General features: G+C 62.4%; 17 protein-coding genes and 1 tRNA gene. 7 read left to right on the top strand and 11 right to left on the bottom strand.

Going from position 1 to position 16,483, the window contains the following annotated elements; all coding sequences use genetic code 11:
- Positions 1-2: 2 nt before the first annotated feature.
- From clpA to AC1RWL_RS12525, 6 genes are all read right to left on the bottom strand, one after another.
- A complete protein-coding gene (gene clpA / locus AC1RWL_RS12550; RefSeq protein ID WP_439616712.1) occupies positions 3-2,519 on the bottom strand; it encodes an ATP-dependent Clp protease ATP-binding subunit ClpA in 2,517 nt (838 codons plus the stop codon).
- 9 nt (positions 2,520-2,528) lie between these two features.
- The gene (gene clpS / locus AC1RWL_RS12545; RefSeq protein ID WP_493094562.1) at positions 2,529-2,879 is read right to left on the bottom strand and encodes an ATP-dependent Clp protease adapter ClpS; all 351 of its coding nucleotides are present in this window, start codon (positions 2,877-2,879) and stop codon (positions 2,529-2,531) included.
- Positions 2,880-3,145: 266 nt separating this feature from the next.
- The gene (locus tag AC1RWL_RS12540; protein ID WP_435267161.1) at positions 3,146-3,499 is read right to left on the bottom strand and encodes a phasin family protein; all 354 of its coding nucleotides are present in this window, start codon (positions 3,497-3,499) and stop codon (positions 3,146-3,148) included.
- 217 nt (positions 3,500-3,716) lie between these two features.
- A complete protein-coding gene (locus AC1RWL_RS12535) occupies positions 3,717-3,920 on the bottom strand; it encodes a DUF3126 family protein (protein WP_134649125.1) in 204 nt (67 codons plus the stop codon).
- 153 nt (positions 3,921-4,073) lie between these two features.
- Positions 4,074-4,907 (bottom strand): serine O-acetyltransferase EpsC, encoded by an 834-nt coding sequence (cysE, locus tag AC1RWL_RS12530; RefSeq protein WP_256116003.1) that lies wholly within the window; start codon positions 4,905-4,907, stop codon positions 4,074-4,076.
- 90 nt (positions 4,908-4,997) lie between these two features.
- Complete coding sequence (locus AC1RWL_RS12525; protein ID WP_493094564.1) at positions 4,998-5,783, bottom strand: alpha/beta fold hydrolase; 786 nt, start codon at positions 5,781-5,783, stop codon at positions 4,998-5,000.
- Positions 5,784-5,950: 167 nt separating this feature from the next.
- Between AC1RWL_RS12525 and AC1RWL_RS12520 the strand changes: the two genes are divergently transcribed.
- Together AC1RWL_RS12520 and AC1RWL_RS12515 are read left to right on the top strand one after the other, a co-directional pair.
- Entirely contained in the window at positions 5,951-6,199 is a 249-nt protein-coding gene (locus AC1RWL_RS12520; RefSeq protein WP_493094565.1) for a zinc-finger domain-containing protein, read from the top strand.
- A gap of 22 nt (positions 6,200-6,221) precedes the next feature.
- Positions 6,222-7,382: an FAD-dependent monooxygenase gene (locus AC1RWL_RS12515; protein ID WP_493094566.1), complete on the top strand. Its 1,161-nt coding sequence runs from the start codon at positions 6,222-6,224 to the stop codon at positions 7,380-7,382.
- Between the two features lie 4 nt (positions 7,383-7,386).
- Here the strand turns inward: AC1RWL_RS12515 and AC1RWL_RS12510 are convergent, their stop codons facing one another.
- Positions 7,387-8,577: a cystathionine beta-lyase gene (locus AC1RWL_RS12510; protein WP_493094568.1), complete on the bottom strand. Its 1,191-nt coding sequence runs from the start codon at positions 8,575-8,577 to the stop codon at positions 7,387-7,389.
- 357 nt (positions 8,578-8,934) lie between these two features.
- On the opposite strand from AC1RWL_RS12510, the gene AC1RWL_RS12505 reads away from it, so the two are divergent.
- The 4 genes from AC1RWL_RS12505 to AC1RWL_RS12490 all read left to right on the top strand — a co-directional run bounded on the left by AC1RWL_RS12505 (position 8,935) and on the right by AC1RWL_RS12490 (position 13,217).
- Positions 8,935-9,963: an amino acid ABC transporter substrate-binding protein gene (locus AC1RWL_RS12505; RefSeq protein ID WP_492647170.1), complete on the top strand. Its 1,029-nt coding sequence runs from the start codon at positions 8,935-8,937 to the stop codon at positions 9,961-9,963.
- A 96-nt stretch (positions 9,964-10,059) separates the two neighbouring features.
- The gene (locus AC1RWL_RS12500) at positions 10,060-11,268 is read left to right on the top strand and encodes an amino acid ABC transporter permease (RefSeq protein WP_493094569.1); all 1,209 of its coding nucleotides are present in this window, start codon (positions 10,060-10,062) and stop codon (positions 11,266-11,268) included.
- Position 11,269: 1 nt separating this feature from the next.
- Positions 11,270-12,424, top strand: coding sequence for an amino acid ABC transporter permease (locus AC1RWL_RS12495; protein ID WP_256116011.1), 1,155 nt, complete (start codon positions 11,270-11,272; stop codon positions 12,422-12,424).
- A 16-nt stretch (positions 12,425-12,440) separates the two neighbouring features.
- Complete coding sequence (locus tag AC1RWL_RS12490; RefSeq protein ID WP_256116012.1) at positions 12,441-13,217, top strand: amino acid ABC transporter ATP-binding protein; 777 nt, start codon at positions 12,441-12,443, stop codon at positions 13,215-13,217.
- A 48-nt stretch (positions 13,218-13,265) separates the two neighbouring features.
- Here AC1RWL_RS12490 and AC1RWL_RS12485 read toward each other — a convergent pair whose 3' ends face one another.
- On the bottom strand, positions 13,266-14,240 hold the full coding sequence (locus AC1RWL_RS12485; RefSeq protein ID WP_256116014.1) for a GlxA family transcriptional regulator: 975 nt from the start codon (positions 14,238-14,240) through the stop codon (positions 13,266-13,268).
- 275 nt (positions 14,241-14,515) lie between these two features.
- On the opposite strand from AC1RWL_RS12485, the gene AC1RWL_RS12480 reads away from it, so the two are divergent.
- Positions 14,516-14,950, top strand: coding sequence for a BA14K family protein (locus AC1RWL_RS12480; RefSeq protein ID WP_493094570.1), 435 nt, complete (start codon positions 14,516-14,518; stop codon positions 14,948-14,950).
- Positions 14,951-15,011: 61 nt separating this feature from the next.
- Here the strand turns inward: AC1RWL_RS12480 and AC1RWL_RS12475 are convergent.
- From AC1RWL_RS12475 to AC1RWL_RS12465, 3 genes are all read right to left on the bottom strand, one after another.
- Positions 15,012-15,088: transfer RNA gene (locus AC1RWL_RS12475), tRNA-Arg, on the bottom strand.
- A gap of 24 nt (positions 15,089-15,112) precedes the next feature.
- Complete coding sequence (locus AC1RWL_RS12470; RefSeq protein WP_493094571.1) at positions 15,113-15,418, bottom strand: ETC complex I subunit; 306 nt, start codon at positions 15,416-15,418, stop codon at positions 15,113-15,115.
- 285 nt (positions 15,419-15,703) lie between these two features.
- A complete protein-coding gene (locus AC1RWL_RS12465; protein ID WP_493094572.1) occupies positions 15,704-16,462 on the bottom strand; it encodes an amino acid ABC transporter ATP-binding protein in 759 nt (252 codons plus the stop codon).
- Positions 16,463-16,483 lie beyond the last annotated feature (21 nt).

The following is a 16,483-nucleotide window of genomic DNA, read 5'->3' as shown; positions in this document are numbered from 1 at the left end:
CGTTATTTCTTGCGCGGCACCTTCGGCACGGCGCTGGAGGCCTTGCGCGGCGGCTCGTCCTTCGGCTCCTCGGCCTTGGGCTCAGCCGCCTTCCTGGACGACTTGGCCTTGGCGGGAGCAGCCTCGGCGGCAACCGTTTCCTTGGCCTTGCGCGGCTTGGCCTTCTTGGCCGCCGCTTCCTCGATTTCGGCCTTCGGCTTGATCGGCGCGGTTTCCGGCACGGCATCGAGGATCAGGCCGTTCGAGCCATCTTCCTTGGTGCCGACGGAGACGCGCACGACGCCGCCCTTCTTGAGCTTGCCGAAGAGGATTTCGTCGGCGAGCTTCTTCTTGATGTTTTCCTGGATGACGCGCGCCAGCGGCCGCGCACCCATCTTCTCGTCGTAACCCTTCTCCGCCAGCCAGGCGATTGCTTCCTGCTTGAGGTCGAAGGTGACGTTGCGTTCGGCAAGCTGCGTTTCGAGCTGCATGACGAACTTCTGCACGACCTGATGGATGACCGGCGTCGGCAGCGAGCCGAACGGGATGATCGCATCGAGACGGTTGCGGAATTCCGGCGTGAACAGGCGGTTGATCGCCTCCATGTCCTCGCCTTCGCGCTTCGACGAGCCAAAGCCAATGGCGGCCTTGGCCATGTCGGATGCGCCCGCATTGGTCGTCATGATCAGGATGACGTTGCGGAAGTCGATCTTCTTGCCGTTATGGTCGGTCAGCGAGCCGTGATCCATGACCTGCAACAGGATGTTGTAGAGGTCCGGATGCGCCTTCTCGATTTCGTCAAGCAGCAGCACGCAATGCGGATGCTGGTCGACGCCGTCGGTCAGGAGGCCGCCCTGATCGAAGCCGACATAGCCGGGAGGTGCACCGAGCAGACGGGAAACCGTGTGCCGCTCCATGTATTCCGACATGTCGAAGCGCAGCAGTTCCACGCCGAGCGAACCGGCGAGCTGCTTGGCCACTTCGGTCTTGCCGACGCCCGTGGGGCCGGAGAACAGGTAGCAGCCGATCGGCTTGTTCGGCTCGCGCAGGCCCGCACGGGCGAGCTTGATCGCCGACGCCAGAGCCTCGATCGCCAGATCCTGGCCGTAGACCACGGAACGCAGTTCCCGCTCCAGGTTGGCGAGCACCTGCTCGTCGTCCTTCGACACGGTCTTGGGTGGAATGCGGGCCATCGTCGCAACGGTCGCCTCGATCTCCTTCTCGGTGATCAGCTTGCGGCGCTTGCTAACGGGCAGCAGCATCTGGGCCGCACCGGTCTCGTCGATCACGTCGATCGCCTTGTCCGGCAGCTTGCGGTCGTTGATGTAGCGCGCCGACAGTTCCACGGCCGACTTGATCGCCTCGTTGGAATACCGGAGCTTGTGATATTCCTCGAAATAGGGCTTGAGGCCCTTCATGATCTCGATCGTGTCGTCGATGGTCGGCTCGTTGACGTCGATCTTCTGGAAGCGGCGCACGAGCGCCCGGTCCTTCTCGAAGAACTGGCGGTATTCCTTGTAGGTCGTCGAGCCGATGCAACGGATCGCGCCGGAGGAAAGCGCCGGCTTCAGGAGGTTCGATGCATCCATCGCGCCGCCGGACGTGGCGCCTGCACCGATCACCGTATGGATCTCGTCGATGAAAAGCACGGCGCCCGGATAGTCTTCCAGCTCCTTGACGACCTGCTTCAGTCGCTCTTCGAAATCACCGCGATAACGCGTGCCGGCAAGCAGCGTGCCCATGTCGAGCGAGAAGATAGTCGCGTCGGCGAGCGCTTCCGGCACCTTGCCTTCGACGATGCGCTTGGCGAGGCCTTCGGCGATGGCCGTCTTGCCGACGCCCGGATCGCCCACGTAAAGCGGGTTGTTCTTGGAGCGGCGGCAGAGCACCTGGATCGTGCGATTGACCTCGGCGTGGCGGCCGATCAGCGGATCGATCTTGCCGTTCTTGGCCTTCTCGTTGAGGTTGACGCAGTAGGCGGTGAGCGCGTCCTGCTTCTTGGCAGCCTCTTCCTGTTCGCCGCCGCCATTGCCGCGCTGCTGCTTCGGCTCGCTCTCGGCGTCATCCGAGCCGCGCACCGGGCGCTGCTCGGTGGAGCCGGGGCGCTTGCCGATGCCATGCGAGATGAAGTTGACGGCGTCGTACCGCGTCATCTCCTGCTCCTGCAGGAAATAGGCGGCATGGCTCTCGCGCTCGGCGAAGATCGCGACGAGCACGTTGGCGCCGGTCACTTCTTCGCGACCGGACGACTGGACATGGATCACCGCGCGCTGGATGACGCGCTGGAAGCCGGAGGTCGGCTTGGAATCTTCTTCGTAACCCGTCACCAGGTTGGCAAGGTCGTGGTCGACATAGTCGGTGACGGTCTTGCGCAGCACGTCGAGGTTTACATTGCAGGCACCCATCACGGCAGCCGCGTCGGCGTCGTCGATGAGGGCGAGCAGCAGGTGCTCGAGCGTCGCATATTCGTGGTGGCGCTCGTTCGCGTAGGTCAGTGCCTGGTGGAGCGCCTTTTCAAGGCTTGCAGAAAATGTTGGCACGTTCGTTCCTCATTTCTTTTCCATGACACATTGCAGGGGATGCTGGTGCTGGCGGGAGAAATCCATCACCTGTGTCACTTTGGTTTCGGCAACCTCGTAGGTGAACACGCCACACTCGCCTACGCCATGATTGTGCACATGCAGCATGATCCGCGTGGCCGCTTCGCGGTCCTTCTGGAAGAAACGTTCCAGAATGTGAATCACAAACTCCATGGGCGTATAATCATCGTTGAGAAGCAGGACGCGATAAAGGCTCGGCTTCTTCGTTTTAGGTTTCGTGCGGGTAATGACGGAGGTGCTGCGATCGGGAGTGTCGCCGCCGCCTTCCCCATCCTGCATTCGAACCCGTCTCACATCCATTCGTGTTCATTCCCTTGATTTCGGTCGCTTCCTTTGGGCGAACCGTTCAGCCGAGGCTGCCTTCTGGACCTGTTATCTAATGTCTCGTCACACGATTGTAAGAGCCTCGCTTCGCACTGCAATCATAATCGCCGGTCATCCGAAGGAAATAGCGAAATTTGCGCCCGCTCCATCAGCCTCGCGCAATCTCCGCAACGCGCAAAGGCCGGCTGCGGTTGCCCGCAGCCGGCCTCTAAACGCTATACGCGTACGCAGTACTGAAAAAATCAGGCGGCGACAGCGGCCTTGGCAGCAGCCGTGGTCTTGGCGACCGGCGCTTCGTAGGATTTGTAGGCGCCCTTGGCGAGGTCGGCGTACATTTCGGTGAGCTTCGTGGCTTCGGCGACGAAGCCTTCATAGGCGGACTTCACGAAGGCCGTCTGCAGTTCGAGAGCGGCTTCGACGCTCTTGACGCCCGAGAGCTTTTCGAAATGGGCGACGTTGTTTTCGAAGGACTTCTTCGAGTAGTCGGCCGTTTCGGTGGCAATCGCCTGGAAACCCTGCGCAACGGTCGTGTAGCTCTTTACGAACGTGTCCACGGCTTCCTTGCTCTTCTTGTTTGCGTCGTCGAGATTGAACATCGAAGTCTCCTTTGGATCCCGGTTTAGGCCCGAAATCTATATGCGCCGCACAAAAAAGTCAATAATCATGCTGCAATGCAATATTTCACAAACAAAGCAAGACCTTGCGCAATAGGTATGATCATTGGGACAGAAAAAGACGAATTTGTCGCAAAACGATAATAAAAAAGCCCGGCGCAGAGGCAGCCGGGCTTTTTTCTGAAAATAATACCGACGATCAGAGATCGATGTCGAGGATCGCCATGGAGAAGTTGTAGGAGAGCTCCCCATCTTCGTCATCGCGGAAGATGACGCCCAGGAATTCGTCCGCGAGATAGACTTCCGCCGATTCATCCTTGCGCGGACGGGCCTTCACGACAATCTCCTTGTTGATATTGCGCTTGAAGTAGGCCTCGAGCTTCCTGATTTCTTCCGGCTTCACGATATGTCTCCGTCGTCGATTGATTTGCCGCGCTTCTCGCACCTGCTCCGGGGCGTGTAAACCCTCGATTTCCACGAGAAAGCGACTTTCCCCGCGTTGGAGTCTTTCCCGCAACGCCGCATGCAAACCGCCTCGCGCTTTTGCCGGCGCCGCTTACAGATCGTAGTCGAAGGCCGCGAGAAGCTGGTCCATGGCGCGCGAGGGCTCGTTGCAACCGGCTTCGCCGATGACCTTGGCCGGCACGCCGGCGACCGTCGATTTCGGCGGCACGGGCTTCAGCACGACCGAGCCGGCGGCGATGCGCGAGCAATGGCCGATATGGATATTGCCGAGGATCTTTGCGCCGGCGCCGATCATCACGCCGTCGCCGATCTTCGGATGGCGGTCGCCGCCTTCCTTGCCGGTGCCGCCGAGCGTGACGTTGTGGAGGATCGAGACATTGTCGCCGATCGTCGCCGTCTCGCCGACGACAAAGCCGGTGGCATGATCGAGGAAGATGCCCTTGCCGATGCGCGCGGCCGGGTTGATGTCCGTCTGGAAGACGCTGGAGGAGCGGCTTTGCAGATAGAGCGCGAGATCGCGCCGGCCCTTGTTATAGAGCCAGTGCGCGACGCGATGGGTCTGGATGGCGTGGAAACCCTTGAAATAGAGCACGGCATCCAGGAACCGTAGGCATGCGGGGTCGCGGTCGTAGACGGCCTGGATGTCGACGCGCAGGATGCCGCCCCATTCCGGCCAGTCTTCCAGCATCTCGTCAAAGATCTGGTGCAGGAGGTTGGCCTGCAGGTCCGGATGGTCGAGGCGCTCGCAGACGCGGTGGATCACGCTTTCTTCCAGCGAGCGGTGGTTCAGCACCGTTGAATAGAGGAAGGCCGCCAGCAGCGGCTCGGCCTGGGCGGCAACGCGCGCTTCCTCGCGCAGGCTGTCCCAGATCGGATCCATGGCCTTGAGATTCTCGCCGGCCCGCAGTTCGTTCGTCGCGACCATCGCCGCACTCCTTATGGTCATTCCCGTCCATATATAAAGCAAAGGGCGCCGGAGCGAAATGGCCCGGCGGCCGTTGTCGTAAACGCCGCGTCAGCGGCCGTCGGTCTCCGCATAGAAATCCAGAACGGCGCGTTTGAAAACCTTGTCGCCGACGGCGAGCATATGGTCGCGGCCGAGGATGTCGAGCGCGCGCGCGTTCGGCATCAGGTCGGCCAGCGGCTGCGGCGCGCCCGCGATGTCGTCCTTCGTGCCGACGCCGATCAGCGCTGGCACGTCGATGCGACCCATATCCTGCGGCGTCAAAAGGTCACGCGAGGTCATGATACAGGCGGCGAGCGCCTGTCGGTCGGATTTCGTCTGGTCGGCGAAGGCGCGGAACATGCGGCCGCGCTCGTGGGTCACCACATCGAGCGACGGCGCAAGCAACGCGTCGGCGATCGGATCCCAGTCGCCTACCCCCGTCACCATGCCGATTCCGAGGCCGCCGAAGACCACGGAACGCACGCGGTGGGGATGCGCCAGCGCCATGAAGGCGGTGATGCGGGCGCCCATAGAATAACCGAAGACATGCGCCTCGGGGATGGCCAGGTGATCGAGCAGTGCTGCCGCATCGCCTGCCATCAGCGGCGGCGTGTAGACCGCCGGATCGTGCGGCTTGGCGCTTGCGCCATGGCCGCGGTTGTCGAGCGCGATGACGCGGTAGCCGGCGTCCCCCAGCGTCTTCAGCCAGCCGGGAAACACCCAGTTGACGTTGGCGCTGGAGGCAAAGCCGTGGATCAGCAGCACCGGATCGCCCGACGGGTCGCCCTCGTCGAAGAAGGCAAGCTCGAGGCCGTCATGCGCGAAACTGGAAAAAGACGGAGCATCGAGGTTCATCGCGGGCCTTCTTTCGTTTTCATGCCCTGCTCTTAATGCCGTTTGATCGTCGAGAAAACGGTGGCCACGCAGATTTCTCGCCGGGCGCGACGGTTTTGCATCTACACATTCGCCCGGAAGGCGATTATGGTCCGGCGCAGAAAACAGGCATTCCCACGGAGCATGACATGGCTGGACACGGCATTCCTCATTTCCAGAACGACGGCGGCCATCGCACGATCGAGATCGGCGTGAAGGAATTCATGTGCGTCGGCGCCTCCGTGCCCTACGACCATCCGCACGTCTTCCTCGACATGGGCGACGACAACGAGAAGGTCTGCCCGTACTGCTCGACGCTGTTCCGCTATAACGCGACCTTCAAGGCCACCCAGACCGACCCGGTCGGCTGCACCTTCACCAACCAGGTCGCGGCGTAACGGCCGAAAGGCCGGCACCAGCATGTCCTCGACAAAATCCGCAACCATCGTCGGTGCCGGCATTGCCGGCCTGACGGCGGCCCTGGCGCTCGCCCAGAAGGGCGTCGTCTCGAACATCCTGGAGCAGGCCCCCGCCCTCGAAGAGGTCGGCGCCGGCCTGCAAATCTCCCCGAACGCCTCCCGCATCCTTTCGGATCTCGGCTTGCTGGACGCGCTCAGCGCCCGCTGGAGCGAACCGGACCACATCCTGCTCTCCTCCGGAAGCTCGCTTTCCCCCCTCACCTCGGTTCCCGCCGGCAAGGCGGCGCGCACCAGCTGGCGCGCGCCTTACGGCGTGCTGCACCGTGCCTCGCTGCACGCCGTGCTGCTGGAGGCCGTGCGCCGCGAGCCGCTCTGCACGCTGACGACGGGCCAGCGGATGGAGACCGCGCAGGATGCTCTCGCCATAGCGCCCGCGGACGTGCTGATCGGCGCGGACGGCGTCTGGTCGCGCCTGCGGCAGGCGGTGCCCGGCGCCCTGCCCGCACACTATTCCGGCAATGTCGCCTGGCGCTTCCTCGTGCCCTACGCTATCGCCCCGCCCTTCCTCAACCCGCGCACCGTGACTGCCTTCCTCGGCCCGCAGGCGCACCTCGTCGCCTATCCGCTCACGCAAACCCAGTCATTCAACATCGTCGCCATTCATCAATCGGCCGAAGCGCCGCCGGAAGGCTGGTCGCGGACCGGCGATGCCGCCGCGCGAGCGCGCCTGCTCGGCGCCTTTTCCGGCTGGCACAAGGATATAAGACGCCTGCTGGACGACGCGCGCGAGCCGCTGATGTGGCCGCTCTTCGAATGCCCGGATGGCGCCTGGACGGATGGCCGAAAGACCGTGCTGATCGGCGATGCCGCGCACGCCATGACGCCCTTCGCGGCCCAGGGCGCCGCAATGGCCATCGAGGACGCCGCGCTGCTGGCAAACCGGCTCGCCGGCGCGACCGACGTCGGGCAGGCGCTCCGGCAATTCGAGACGACCCGCCGCGAACGCGTCGCCCGCGTGCGCAGCCGCGGCGCCTTCAACCGCTTCGCCTACCACGCGCGCGGACCGATCGCGCTTGGCCGCAATATCGTGCTTTCACTGCGCCGGCCCGAAAGCCTCGCCGCGGATCTCGACTGGCTCTACGGCTACCGCACGCCGGACTGAGCCGTTAAATCGCCCGCGCCGCGGCAAGCCCGCGTTCGATATCGGCCTTGATGTCCTTGACGTCCTCAAGGCCGATCTGCAGACGCAGCACCGGGCCTTCCTCCGGGGCCTTGGCGACGCGGCGGTCGTTGAGATTGACGTGCACCGCGAGGCATTCAAAACCGCCCCAGGAATAGCCGAGGCCGAAGATCCCCAGTGCATCGAGGAAAGCGTGCGCCTTGGCCTTGTATCGATCCGGCGAACCGCCGTTGAGGACGATCGAGAAAATGCCGCTGGATCCCTTGAAATCGCGCTTCCAGAGATCGTGGCCAGGAAAACTCGGCAGTGCTGGATGCAGCACGCGCGACACATTGTCGACGCCTTCCAGCCAGCGCGCCAGTTCCAAGGCGCTTTCCTGGTGGCGCTCCAGCCGCACGCCCATGGTGCGCAGGCCGCGCAGCACCTGATAGGCGTCGTCCGGCGAGGCACAGGTGCCGAGCGCAATCTGCGTGTCGTGCAGTTGCTCCCAATGGGCGGCATTGGCCGAAACGGTGCCGAACAGCACGTCCGAATGGCCGGCCGGATATTTCGTCGCCGCATGGATGGAGACGTCGACACCGAAATCCAGCGGGCGGAAATAGAGCGGCGTCGCCCAGGTATTGTCCATGGTCACGACCGCGCCGTGCTTGTGGACGACGGCGGAAATAGCTGGGATATCCTGCATTTCGAAGGTGTTGGAGCCAGGCGCCTCGGTGTGCACCAGCCTGGTGTTCGGCCGGATCAGCGTCTCGATGCCGGCGCCGATCATCGGATCGTAATATTCGACGGTGACGCCGAGGCGCTTCAGCATGGTGTCGCAGAAATGGCGGGTCGGGTGATAGACCGAATCGACGATCAGCGCGTGATCGCCGGACGACAGATAGGCGAGGAACGGCACGGTGACGGCCGCAAGGCCCGAGGGCAAGAGGATCGTGCCGGCCGAGCCTTCCAGCTCGTCGATCGCGGCACATAGCGCGTCGGTCGTCGGCGTGCCGCGCGTGCCATAGGTGTATTTCTGCGCGCGGCTTTCCATCGTCGCGGCATCGGGGAAGAGCACGGTGGAGGCATGCACGACGGGCGGATTGACGAAACCATAGTAGTCGGCCGGGTCGTTTCCGGCATGGGCAAGGCGCGTGTTCACGCCGGCGCCAGCGAGGATTTCGTCTCTGTTTTTCATGGATCTGTCCGAAGCAATGCGAGGGGTTTTGTGACGCTGACTTTTCGCCAGCGGGACCGGCAGGTCAACCCCCATACGAAAGGATGAGCAAGCGTCCAAAGCGCTTCAAGTCCTCATTGCGCGGAAATTTTGTGCGATTTACTGCACACGTCCACGGTTTTTTGCCCAAAAACCCGTCAACTGCCGACAAATTTAGGTTACCGAACGGAAAATGGTTCGGATCACTTGACCCTGCGAAATTTTGAGCATGAGATAAGCAACCTCGCGCCGGGAGGGTGGCGAGTTTTCGTGGGCGCGCCCGTCAGGGGTGCGGGGCCTGCGGACAAAACAAAGACAACAGAAAAAGGTTGTAAAAAAATGGCAAAAAAAATCATGGCTGCGCTCGTCGGCGCTGCCGTATTGGGGCTTGGCGCACATGCAGCACAGGCGGACACGCTGACTGACGTGAAGGCAAAGGGCTTCGTGCAGTGCGGCGTGAACGGCTCGAACCTCGCCGGTTTCGGCGCACAGGATTCGGCCGGCAACTGGTCCGGTCTCGACATCGACCTGTGCAAGGCCGTGGCCGCTGCCGTCTTTGGCGACGCCACCAAGGTGAAATACACGCCGCTCTCGGCCAAGGACCGCTTCCCGGCCCTGCAGTCCGGCGAAATCGACATTCTCGCCCGCAACACCACCTGGAGCATCAGCCGCGATTCGCAGCTCGGCTTCGATTTCCGCGCCGTGAACTATTATGACGGCCAGGGCTTCATGGTGAAGAAGGAGCTCGGCGTGAAGTCGGCGCTCGAACTGTCCGGCGCCTCCGTCTGCGTTCAGTCCGGCACGACGACCGAACTCAACCTCGCCGACTTCTTCCGCTCGAACAACATGGACTTCAAGCCGGTCGTCTTCGAAGCGCAGGATGAAGCCGACGCCGCCTACAATGCCGGCCGTTGCGACGTCTACACGACGGACGCCTCGGGCCTCTACTCGATCCGCCTGAAGATGGCCAACCCGGACGACCACATGGTTCTGCCGGAAATCATCTCCAAGGAGCCGCTCGGCCCGGCCGTTCGCCAGAACGACTCCAAGTGGTTCGACATCGTGACCTGGTCGCACTACGCGATGGTGGCCGCCGAAGAATTCGGCATCACCCAGGCGAATGTCGAAGAGATGAAGAAGTCGGCCAACCCGGACATCAAGCGCTTCCTCGGCGAAGAAGCTGACAGCACCATCGGCGCCGACCTCGGCGTGCCGAAGGACTGGGCCGTGCAGATCATCAAGGCGGTCGGCAACTATGGCGAATCCTTCGAGCGCAATGTCGGCGAAGGTTCCCCGCTCAAGATCGCCCGCGGCCTGAACGGCCTGTGGACGAAGGGCGGCCTGCAGTACGCACCGCCGGTTCGCTAAGCGATCATCCGCACCACTCCGGGAGGGCAAGCGATTGCCCTCCCTTTCAAACAAAACGCCCGGAAAACAGGGCGACAACAATGTCAGGGGAAATGCATGGCTCTTGCGGATGCCCGAACAGGGTCCGGCGAACCGCCGAAGGTATCTCTTCTCTACAATCCGGCGCTGAGAAGCACTGTCTACCAGGTCGTGACGATCATCGTGATCGTGTCCGCCGTCTGGTATGCGTGGAACAACGTCGTCCAGAACCTTGCCCGCGCCAACATGTCGGCGGGCTTCGGCTTTCTGAACAGCCGCGCCGGCTTCGACGTCGCGCAATCGTTGATCGCCTATAGCAGCGACTCGACCTATTTCCGCGCCCTTCAGGTCGGCCTTATCAACACGCTCGTCGTCGCCGCCGCCGGTATCGTCACCGCGACGATCGTCGGCCTGCTCGTCGGCATAGGGCGCCTGTCGCACAACTGGCTGATCGCGCGGCTTTGCACGATCTATGTGGAGATCTTCCGCAATATTCCGCCGCTGCTCGTCATCTTCTTCTGGTATCTCGGCGTTCTCGCCCTTCTGCCGTCGATCCGCACCATCTTCCAGCATGTGAAGGACAATCCGGACGCGATCTTCTTCATATCGAACCGCGGCATCTACATGCCGGCACCGGTCTTCGGCGAGGGATTTGGCGTGGTGCTGGTCGCCTTCCTGATCGGCGTCGCCGCGGCGATCGCCTTCACGGTCTGGGCCAATGCCCGCCAGCGCGCCACGGGCATCCGCCCGCCTGTGCTCTGGATCAATCTCGGGCTGATCTTGCTGTTCCCGCTGCTGGTCTTCATCGTGATGGGCAGCCCGCTTTCGCTCGATTATGCGGTGCCGGGCTCGTTCAACATGAACGGCGGCATGGTGATCGGGCCGGAATTCCTGGCGCTCTACCTCGCGCTTTCGCTCTATACGGCCTCGTTCATCGCCGAGATCGTACGCGCCGGCATCCGCGGCGTTTCGAAGGGCCAGTCGGAAGCCTCCTATGCGCTAGGGCTGCGCCCCGGCCAGGCGACGCGCCTCGTCGTGCTGCCGCAGGCGCTGCGCATCATCATTCCGCCGCTCACCTCGCAGTATCTCAACCTCATCAAGAATTCCTCGCTCGCGGTGGCCGTCGGTTATGCCGATCTCGTCGCGGTCGGCGGCACCATCCTCAACCAGTCTGGCAAGTCGATCGAGATCATCTCGATCTGGATGCTGATCTACGTCTCGATCAGCCTCATCACCTCGCTGTTCATGAACTGGTTCAACGCCAAGATGGCATTGGTGGAGCGCTGATATGGCTGAAAGCATTACCTACGTCCGCAGCCAGTTCCTTGAGCCGGAGAAGGCGCCGATGTCGGATTCCTCCGCCATCGGCTGGGTCCGCAAGAACCTCTTCGCCTCGTGGAAGGACAGCATCCTGTCCCTCGTCGCGCTGGCGGCCATCCTCTACTTCATACCGGGCCTCCTCAACTGGCTGTTCGTATCGGCCGTCTGGACCGGCGCAGACCGCACGGCGTGCCTCACCGTCGATCAGGGCGGCCAGCTTCCGGCCGGCTGGAACGGCGCCTGCTGGGCCTATGTCGGCGACCGCTTCGTCCAGTTCATGTTCGGCTCCTATCCGCGCGACGAACTCTGGCGGCCGCTCTTGGTCGTCGTCATGTTCGTTGGCCTGCTCATCCCCTTCCTCATTCCGAAGGTGCCGCGCAAGGGCCTGAACGCGCTCCTGCTCCTGATCGTGCTGCCGGTCGTCGCCTTCTTCCTGCTGCTTGGCGGCGTGTTCGGCCTGCGGCACGTCGAGACCTCGCTCTGGGGCGGGCTGATGGTGACGCTCATCATCTCCTTCGTCGGCATCGTCGTCTCGCTGCCGGCCGGCATCCTGCTGGCGCTCGGCCGCCGGTCGACCATGCCGGTGCTGAAGACGGCCTGCGTCGTCTTCATCGAGTTGATCCGCGGCGTCCCGCTGATCACGGTGCTTTTCATGGCGAGCGTGCTGCTGCCGCTGTTCCTCGAACCCGGCAACAACATCGACAAGTTCCTGCGCGCGCTGATCGGCGTTTCGATCTTCGCGTCCGCCTATATGGCGGAGGTTATTCGCGGCGGTCTCCAAGCCATTCCAAAAGGACAATATGAAGCAGCCGACGCTCTTGGTCTAAACTACTTCCACAAAATGACCTTCGTCGTGCTTCCGCAGGCCATCAAGCTCGTGATCCCCGGCATCGTGAACACCTTCATCGGCATGTTCAAGGATACCTCCCTCGTCACGATCATTTCGATGTACGATCTGCTCGGCATCGTGAAGGCAAGTTTTGGGGATTCGGCCTGGATCACGCCGGTCACGCCGCTGACGGGCCTGATCTTCGCCGGTTTCGTGTTCTGGATTTTCTGCTTCGGCATGTCGCGCTATTCGGCCTTCGTGGAACGCCGGCTCGACAAGGGCCACAAACGATAAAAGAGAGGAAACAAGAATGGCCAACCAAGCCCAGGCGCAAAAGCTGGCGGTCTCCACGACGGATGTCGCCGTCGAGATCACCAACATGAACAAGTGGTACGGCGATTTCCACGTGCTGCGCGACGTCAATCTCAAGGTCATGAAGGGCGAGCGCATCGTCATCGCCGGCCCCTCGGGCTCCGGCAAGTCGACGATGATCCGCTGCATCAACCGCCTTGAAGAGCACCAGAAGGGCCAGATCGTCGTCGACGGCATCGAGCTCACCAACGACCTCAAGAAGATCGACGAAGTGCGCCGCGAAGTCGGCATGGTGTTCCAGCACTTCAACCTCTTCCCGCACCTGACGATCCTGGAAAACTGCACGCTGGCGCCGATCTGGGTGCGCAAGATGCCGAAGAAGGACGCCGAGGAAGTGGCGATGCACTACCTGAAGCGCGTCAAGATCCCCGAACAGGCCCACAAATATCCGGGCCAGCTCTCCGGCGGCCAGCAGCAGCGCGTGGCGATCGCCCGCTCGCTCTGCATGAAGCCGAAGATCATGCTGTTCGACGAGCCGACCTCGGCGCTCGACCCGGAAATGGTCAAGGAAGTGCTCGACACCATGGTGTCGCTCGCCGAAGAAGGCATGACCATGCTGTGCGTGACGCACGAAATGGGCTTCGCCCGCCAGGTCGCCAACCGCGTCATCTTCATGGACCAGGGCCAGATCGTCGAGCAGAACTCGCCGGCCGAGTTCTTCGACAACCCGCAGCACGAGCGCACCAAACTCTTCCTCAGCCAGATCCTGCACTAAGCGGATCCGGGCGGCACAGCGAAAAGGCGGGCCAAAAGCCCGCCTTTTTCATTTGACGCGCAGCTCCGCCCTGAGCTTCAGCGGGCTTGCGCCAAAATGGTTGCGAAAGGCGCGCGAGAAGGCGGAAAGACTGTCGAAGCCGCTGCGCAGCGCCACATCCTGGATCGACAGCGGCGTATCGCGCACCATCCGCTGCGCGGCCGTCAGGCGCAGGCGCAGGTAATATTTTCCCGGCCCGATGCCGAGGCCCGTTGCGAACAGCGTCTCCAGCTTGCGCGTCGAAAAACCGAGCCGCCGGGCAAGTGCTGCGATCGTCAGCGGCCGGTCGATCGTACGCTCCATCAGCCGGATGGCGGCGGCCAGCTCCGGCTGGTGCTCCCCGAGCCGCCCGAGCGAGACGAGCGGCTGTGCGTCCGTCGCCGCATGGGTCTCGTCATAGACGAAGACGCTCGCCACATCGAGCGCCACCGCCGAGCCGAAACGCTCGCGCACCAGATGCAGCATCATGTCGAAGGTCGGCGAAGCGCCGCCGGACGTCCAGAGCGGCCCGTCGGTGACAAAGCGGTCGGCGCGCACATTGAGCGCCGGAAAAGCCGCCGCGAAATCCTCCAGTTCCTCCCAATGCGCCGTCGCATCGCGCCCGTCGAGCAGGCCCGACCGCGCCAGCAGCCAGCAGCCCGATTCGATGCCGGCGACCACCCCGAAGCGGCGTGCCACCTTCTTTAGCCGGGCAACGAAATTGCGGTCTGCATGGCGATCCTGGTTGAAGCCGGCGATCAGCAGCAGCGCGTCGCCGCTTGTGACATCGGCAAAATCCCCATCCACCCGGATCTCCACGCCGCAGGTCAACAGGACCGGCCTGCCCTGCGGCGACAGGATCGTCCAGCGGAACACCGGCTCCGGCACGACGCGGTTTGCCGCGCGCATCGGGTCGAGCACCGAGGCGAGCGACATGATGGACGACTCGGGCAGAAGGACGATCGTCACCTCGAGCGGCCCCTGCCGCAGCTCTTTCTTACGCATGTGGAAATTGTCAAAAAAGATGCGGGTTATGTCAATCGAGAAAAGCGCATTCGGGCATGATCCGCCTTACAGGAGATCTGGAGATGCAGCCGGATTGTGGTGAGAGCCCCTGTAACCCCGAACACCCTGATCCGCATTTTACCGGAACGGGTTGGCGAGCCGAATAGGCGGACCAACCCGTTTTTTTTTCATATGCGCCATGGCCTTTCGAGATGGCGCGGAACAACCGCGGCACTGTCGCGTTCCTCTGTCGATCAAGCACGAAAGGTTCTATCATGTTGAAGCTCAAGACCGGTTTTGCCGCGGGCGCATTGTCCATCGCCATTGCGCTCACCTCCATCGTCCCGGCCCAGGCCGTGACATTCGCGAGGGTTCCGGTTCCGGAAGCCTCGAATGTCGAGCAGGTCCAGTACCGCTACGAGCGCCGCCGCGACCGCTATGAACGCCGTGCGGAACGCCGCTGGCACGGCCACCGCGGCTATCGTGACCGCCGCGCAGGCTATCGCCGCCATTCCGACGGCTGGTGGTATCCGCTGGCGGCGTTCGGTGCGGGTGCCATCATCGGCGGCGCGATTTCCAACCAGCCGCAGGCCGGCAGCGGATCGCACACAAGCTGGTGCGCCAACCGCTACCGCTCTTACCGGTCCTACGACAACACGTTCCAGCCCTACGGCGGCCCGCGCCAGCAGTGCATTTCGCCCTATTCGTGATAGGTCGTTATTCCCAAACAAAAGGGCAGCCCATTGGCTGCCCTTTTTGTATGAAAAGGCTTGGCGACCCCTGCAGGGCTCGAACCTGCGACATTCTGCTTAGAAGGCAGATGCTCTATCCAGCTGAGCTAAGGGGCCGGGACTGGCGGCGCCAGTAGAACCTCAGTGGGTCCAGGGCTGCATGCGGTTGAAGCGGAAGTTATCCGGATAGGCGACGCGCTTGCGGGTCGCTTCCTTCGGCTCGATCACGCGATATTCGATGCCGTTGCGTTCCGCGTAAGCAATCGCCTCTTCGCTCGTCTCGAAGGTAAGCTTGACCTGCTGGTACATGTCGCCCGAGCTCGTAAAGCCCATGATGGGGTCGATCGTCCGTGGCTTTTCGGCATCGAATTCCAGAACCCAGAGGTGGGTCTTGGCCTTGCCGGATTGCATGGCGGTCTTGGCAGGACGATAGATCTTCGCGGTCATCGAAGCGGCTCCAGAATTCTCGCAGACAAGCACACCGTTCCGCCGGCGCGCGTTCGAGCATGCATAACCCAGATTCCGTAAAGGGGGAATGACCGGCCGCGCATTTGCTATCGAAACGCCCGCCGGAAGTGGTCGGAATGGAGAGATTCGAAATCACACATACCGTTGAACACCAACGATAATTTCCACTCGTTGCAACCTTGGCCAGCTTGCCTTTTGTCGCTAATTTTCTGTGTCCCTATAGCTGTGAAGAGAGCGGCTTGCAATATGCCGCGTCATAGCGCCTCAATGCTTGAGCACGCGTGCAAGGAAGGAACGGGCGCGGTCGTTCTTTGGGTTGTCGAAGAAGTCGTCCGGTTTGCCGATTTCGAGGATCGCGCCCTGGTCGATATAGACGATGCGGTCGGCGACTTCGCGGGCAAAACCCATTTCGTGGGTGACGATCATCATCGTCATGCCGTCGGCGGCGAGTTCGCGCATGACGTCGAGCACTTCGCCGATCATTTCGGGGTCGAGCGCCGAGGTTGGTTCGTCGAACAGCATGAGGTGCGGTTCCATGGCGAGCGAGCGGGCGATGGCGACGCGCTGCTGCTGGCCGCCGGAAAGCTGGCCCGGATATTTGTAGGCATGCGCCTTCAAGCCGACGCGCTCCAGGAGCTTCAATGCGGTCGCCTCGGCCTCGTCCTTTGATTTCTTTCGCACGCGCATCGGCGCGATGGTGATGTTTTCGACCACCGTCTTGTGCGGGAACAGGTTGAACTGCTGGAAAACCATGCCGACGCCCTTGCGGATGGCGACAAGCTCCTTCTCGCCGCCCAGCAGCCGATCCTCCTCGACAGGCATCTGGTAGCCGTCGACCAGCAGGCTGCCGTTCTGGTACATTTCAAGCCCGTTGACGCAGCGGATGAGCGTGGATTTGCCCGATCCGCTCGCGCCGATCACCACCACCACCTCGCCGCGCGCCACCGATAGGTCGACGTTCTTCAGAACGTGGTGGCTGCCGTAGAACTTGTTGAGGCTTTTCATGTCGACGATGGCGTTCATCGGAGCGGCTCCTGGAGAATT

It is taken from the genome of Shinella sp. GW821-FHT10F02, from assembly GCF_058809275.1.
This window is presented reverse-complemented; position numbering and strand designations above follow the sequence as displayed.

Excerpts from the sequence above, each read along its gene's own strand:
- AC1RWL_RS12485 (WP_256116014.1), bottom strand. The coding sequence starts at position 14,240 with ATGCGTAAGAAAGAGCTGCGGCAGGGGCCGCTCGAGGTGACGATCGTC.
- AC1RWL_RS12470 (WP_493094571.1), bottom strand. The coding sequence starts at position 15,418 with ATGACCGCGAAGATCTATCGTCCTGCCAAGACCGCCATGCAATCCGGC.
- AC1RWL_RS12490 (WP_256116012.1), top strand. The coding sequence starts at position 12,441 with ATGGCCAACCAAGCCCAGGCGCAAAAGCTGGCGGTCTCCACGACGGAT.
- AC1RWL_RS12540 (WP_435267161.1), bottom strand. The coding sequence starts at position 3,499 with ATGTTCAATCTCGACGACGCAAACAAGAAGAGCAAGGAAGCCGTGGAC.
- AC1RWL_RS12520 (WP_493094565.1), top strand. The coding sequence starts at position 5,951 with ATGGCTGGACACGGCATTCCTCATTTCCAGAACGACGGCGGCCATCGC.
- AC1RWL_RS12480 (WP_493094570.1), top strand. The coding sequence starts at position 14,516 with ATGTTGAAGCTCAAGACCGGTTTTGCCGCGGGCGCATTGTCCATCGCC.
- AC1RWL_RS12500 (WP_493094569.1), top strand. The coding sequence starts at position 10,060 with ATGGCTCTTGCGGATGCCCGAACAGGGTCCGGCGAACCGCCGAAGGTA.
- AC1RWL_RS12525 (WP_493094564.1), bottom strand. The coding sequence starts at position 5,783 with ATGAACCTCGATGCTCCGTCTTTTTCCAGTTTCGCGCATGACGGCCTC.
- AC1RWL_RS12505 (WP_492647170.1), top strand. The coding sequence starts at position 8,935 with ATGGCAAAAAAAATCATGGCTGCGCTCGTCGGCGCTGCCGTATTGGGG.
- AC1RWL_RS12515 (WP_493094566.1), top strand. The coding sequence starts at position 6,222 with ATGTCCTCGACAAAATCCGCAACCATCGTCGGTGCCGGCATTGCCGGC.
- AC1RWL_RS12510 (WP_493094568.1), bottom strand. The coding sequence starts at position 8,577 with ATGAAAAACAGAGACGAAATCCTCGCTGGCGCCGGCGTGAACACGCGC.
- AC1RWL_RS12495 (WP_256116011.1), top strand. The coding sequence starts at position 11,270 with ATGGCTGAAAGCATTACCTACGTCCGCAGCCAGTTCCTTGAGCCGGAG.
- AC1RWL_RS12465 (WP_493094572.1), bottom strand. The coding sequence starts at position 16,462 with ATGAACGCCATCGTCGACATGAAAAGCCTCAACAAGTTCTACGGCAGC.
- clpS (WP_493094562.1), bottom strand. The coding sequence starts at position 2,879 with ATGGATGTGAGACGGGTTCGAATGCAGGATGGGGAAGGCGGCGGCGAC.
- cysE (WP_256116003.1), bottom strand. The coding sequence starts at position 4,907 with ATGGTCGCGACGAACGAACTGCGGGCCGGCGAGAATCTCAAGGCCATG.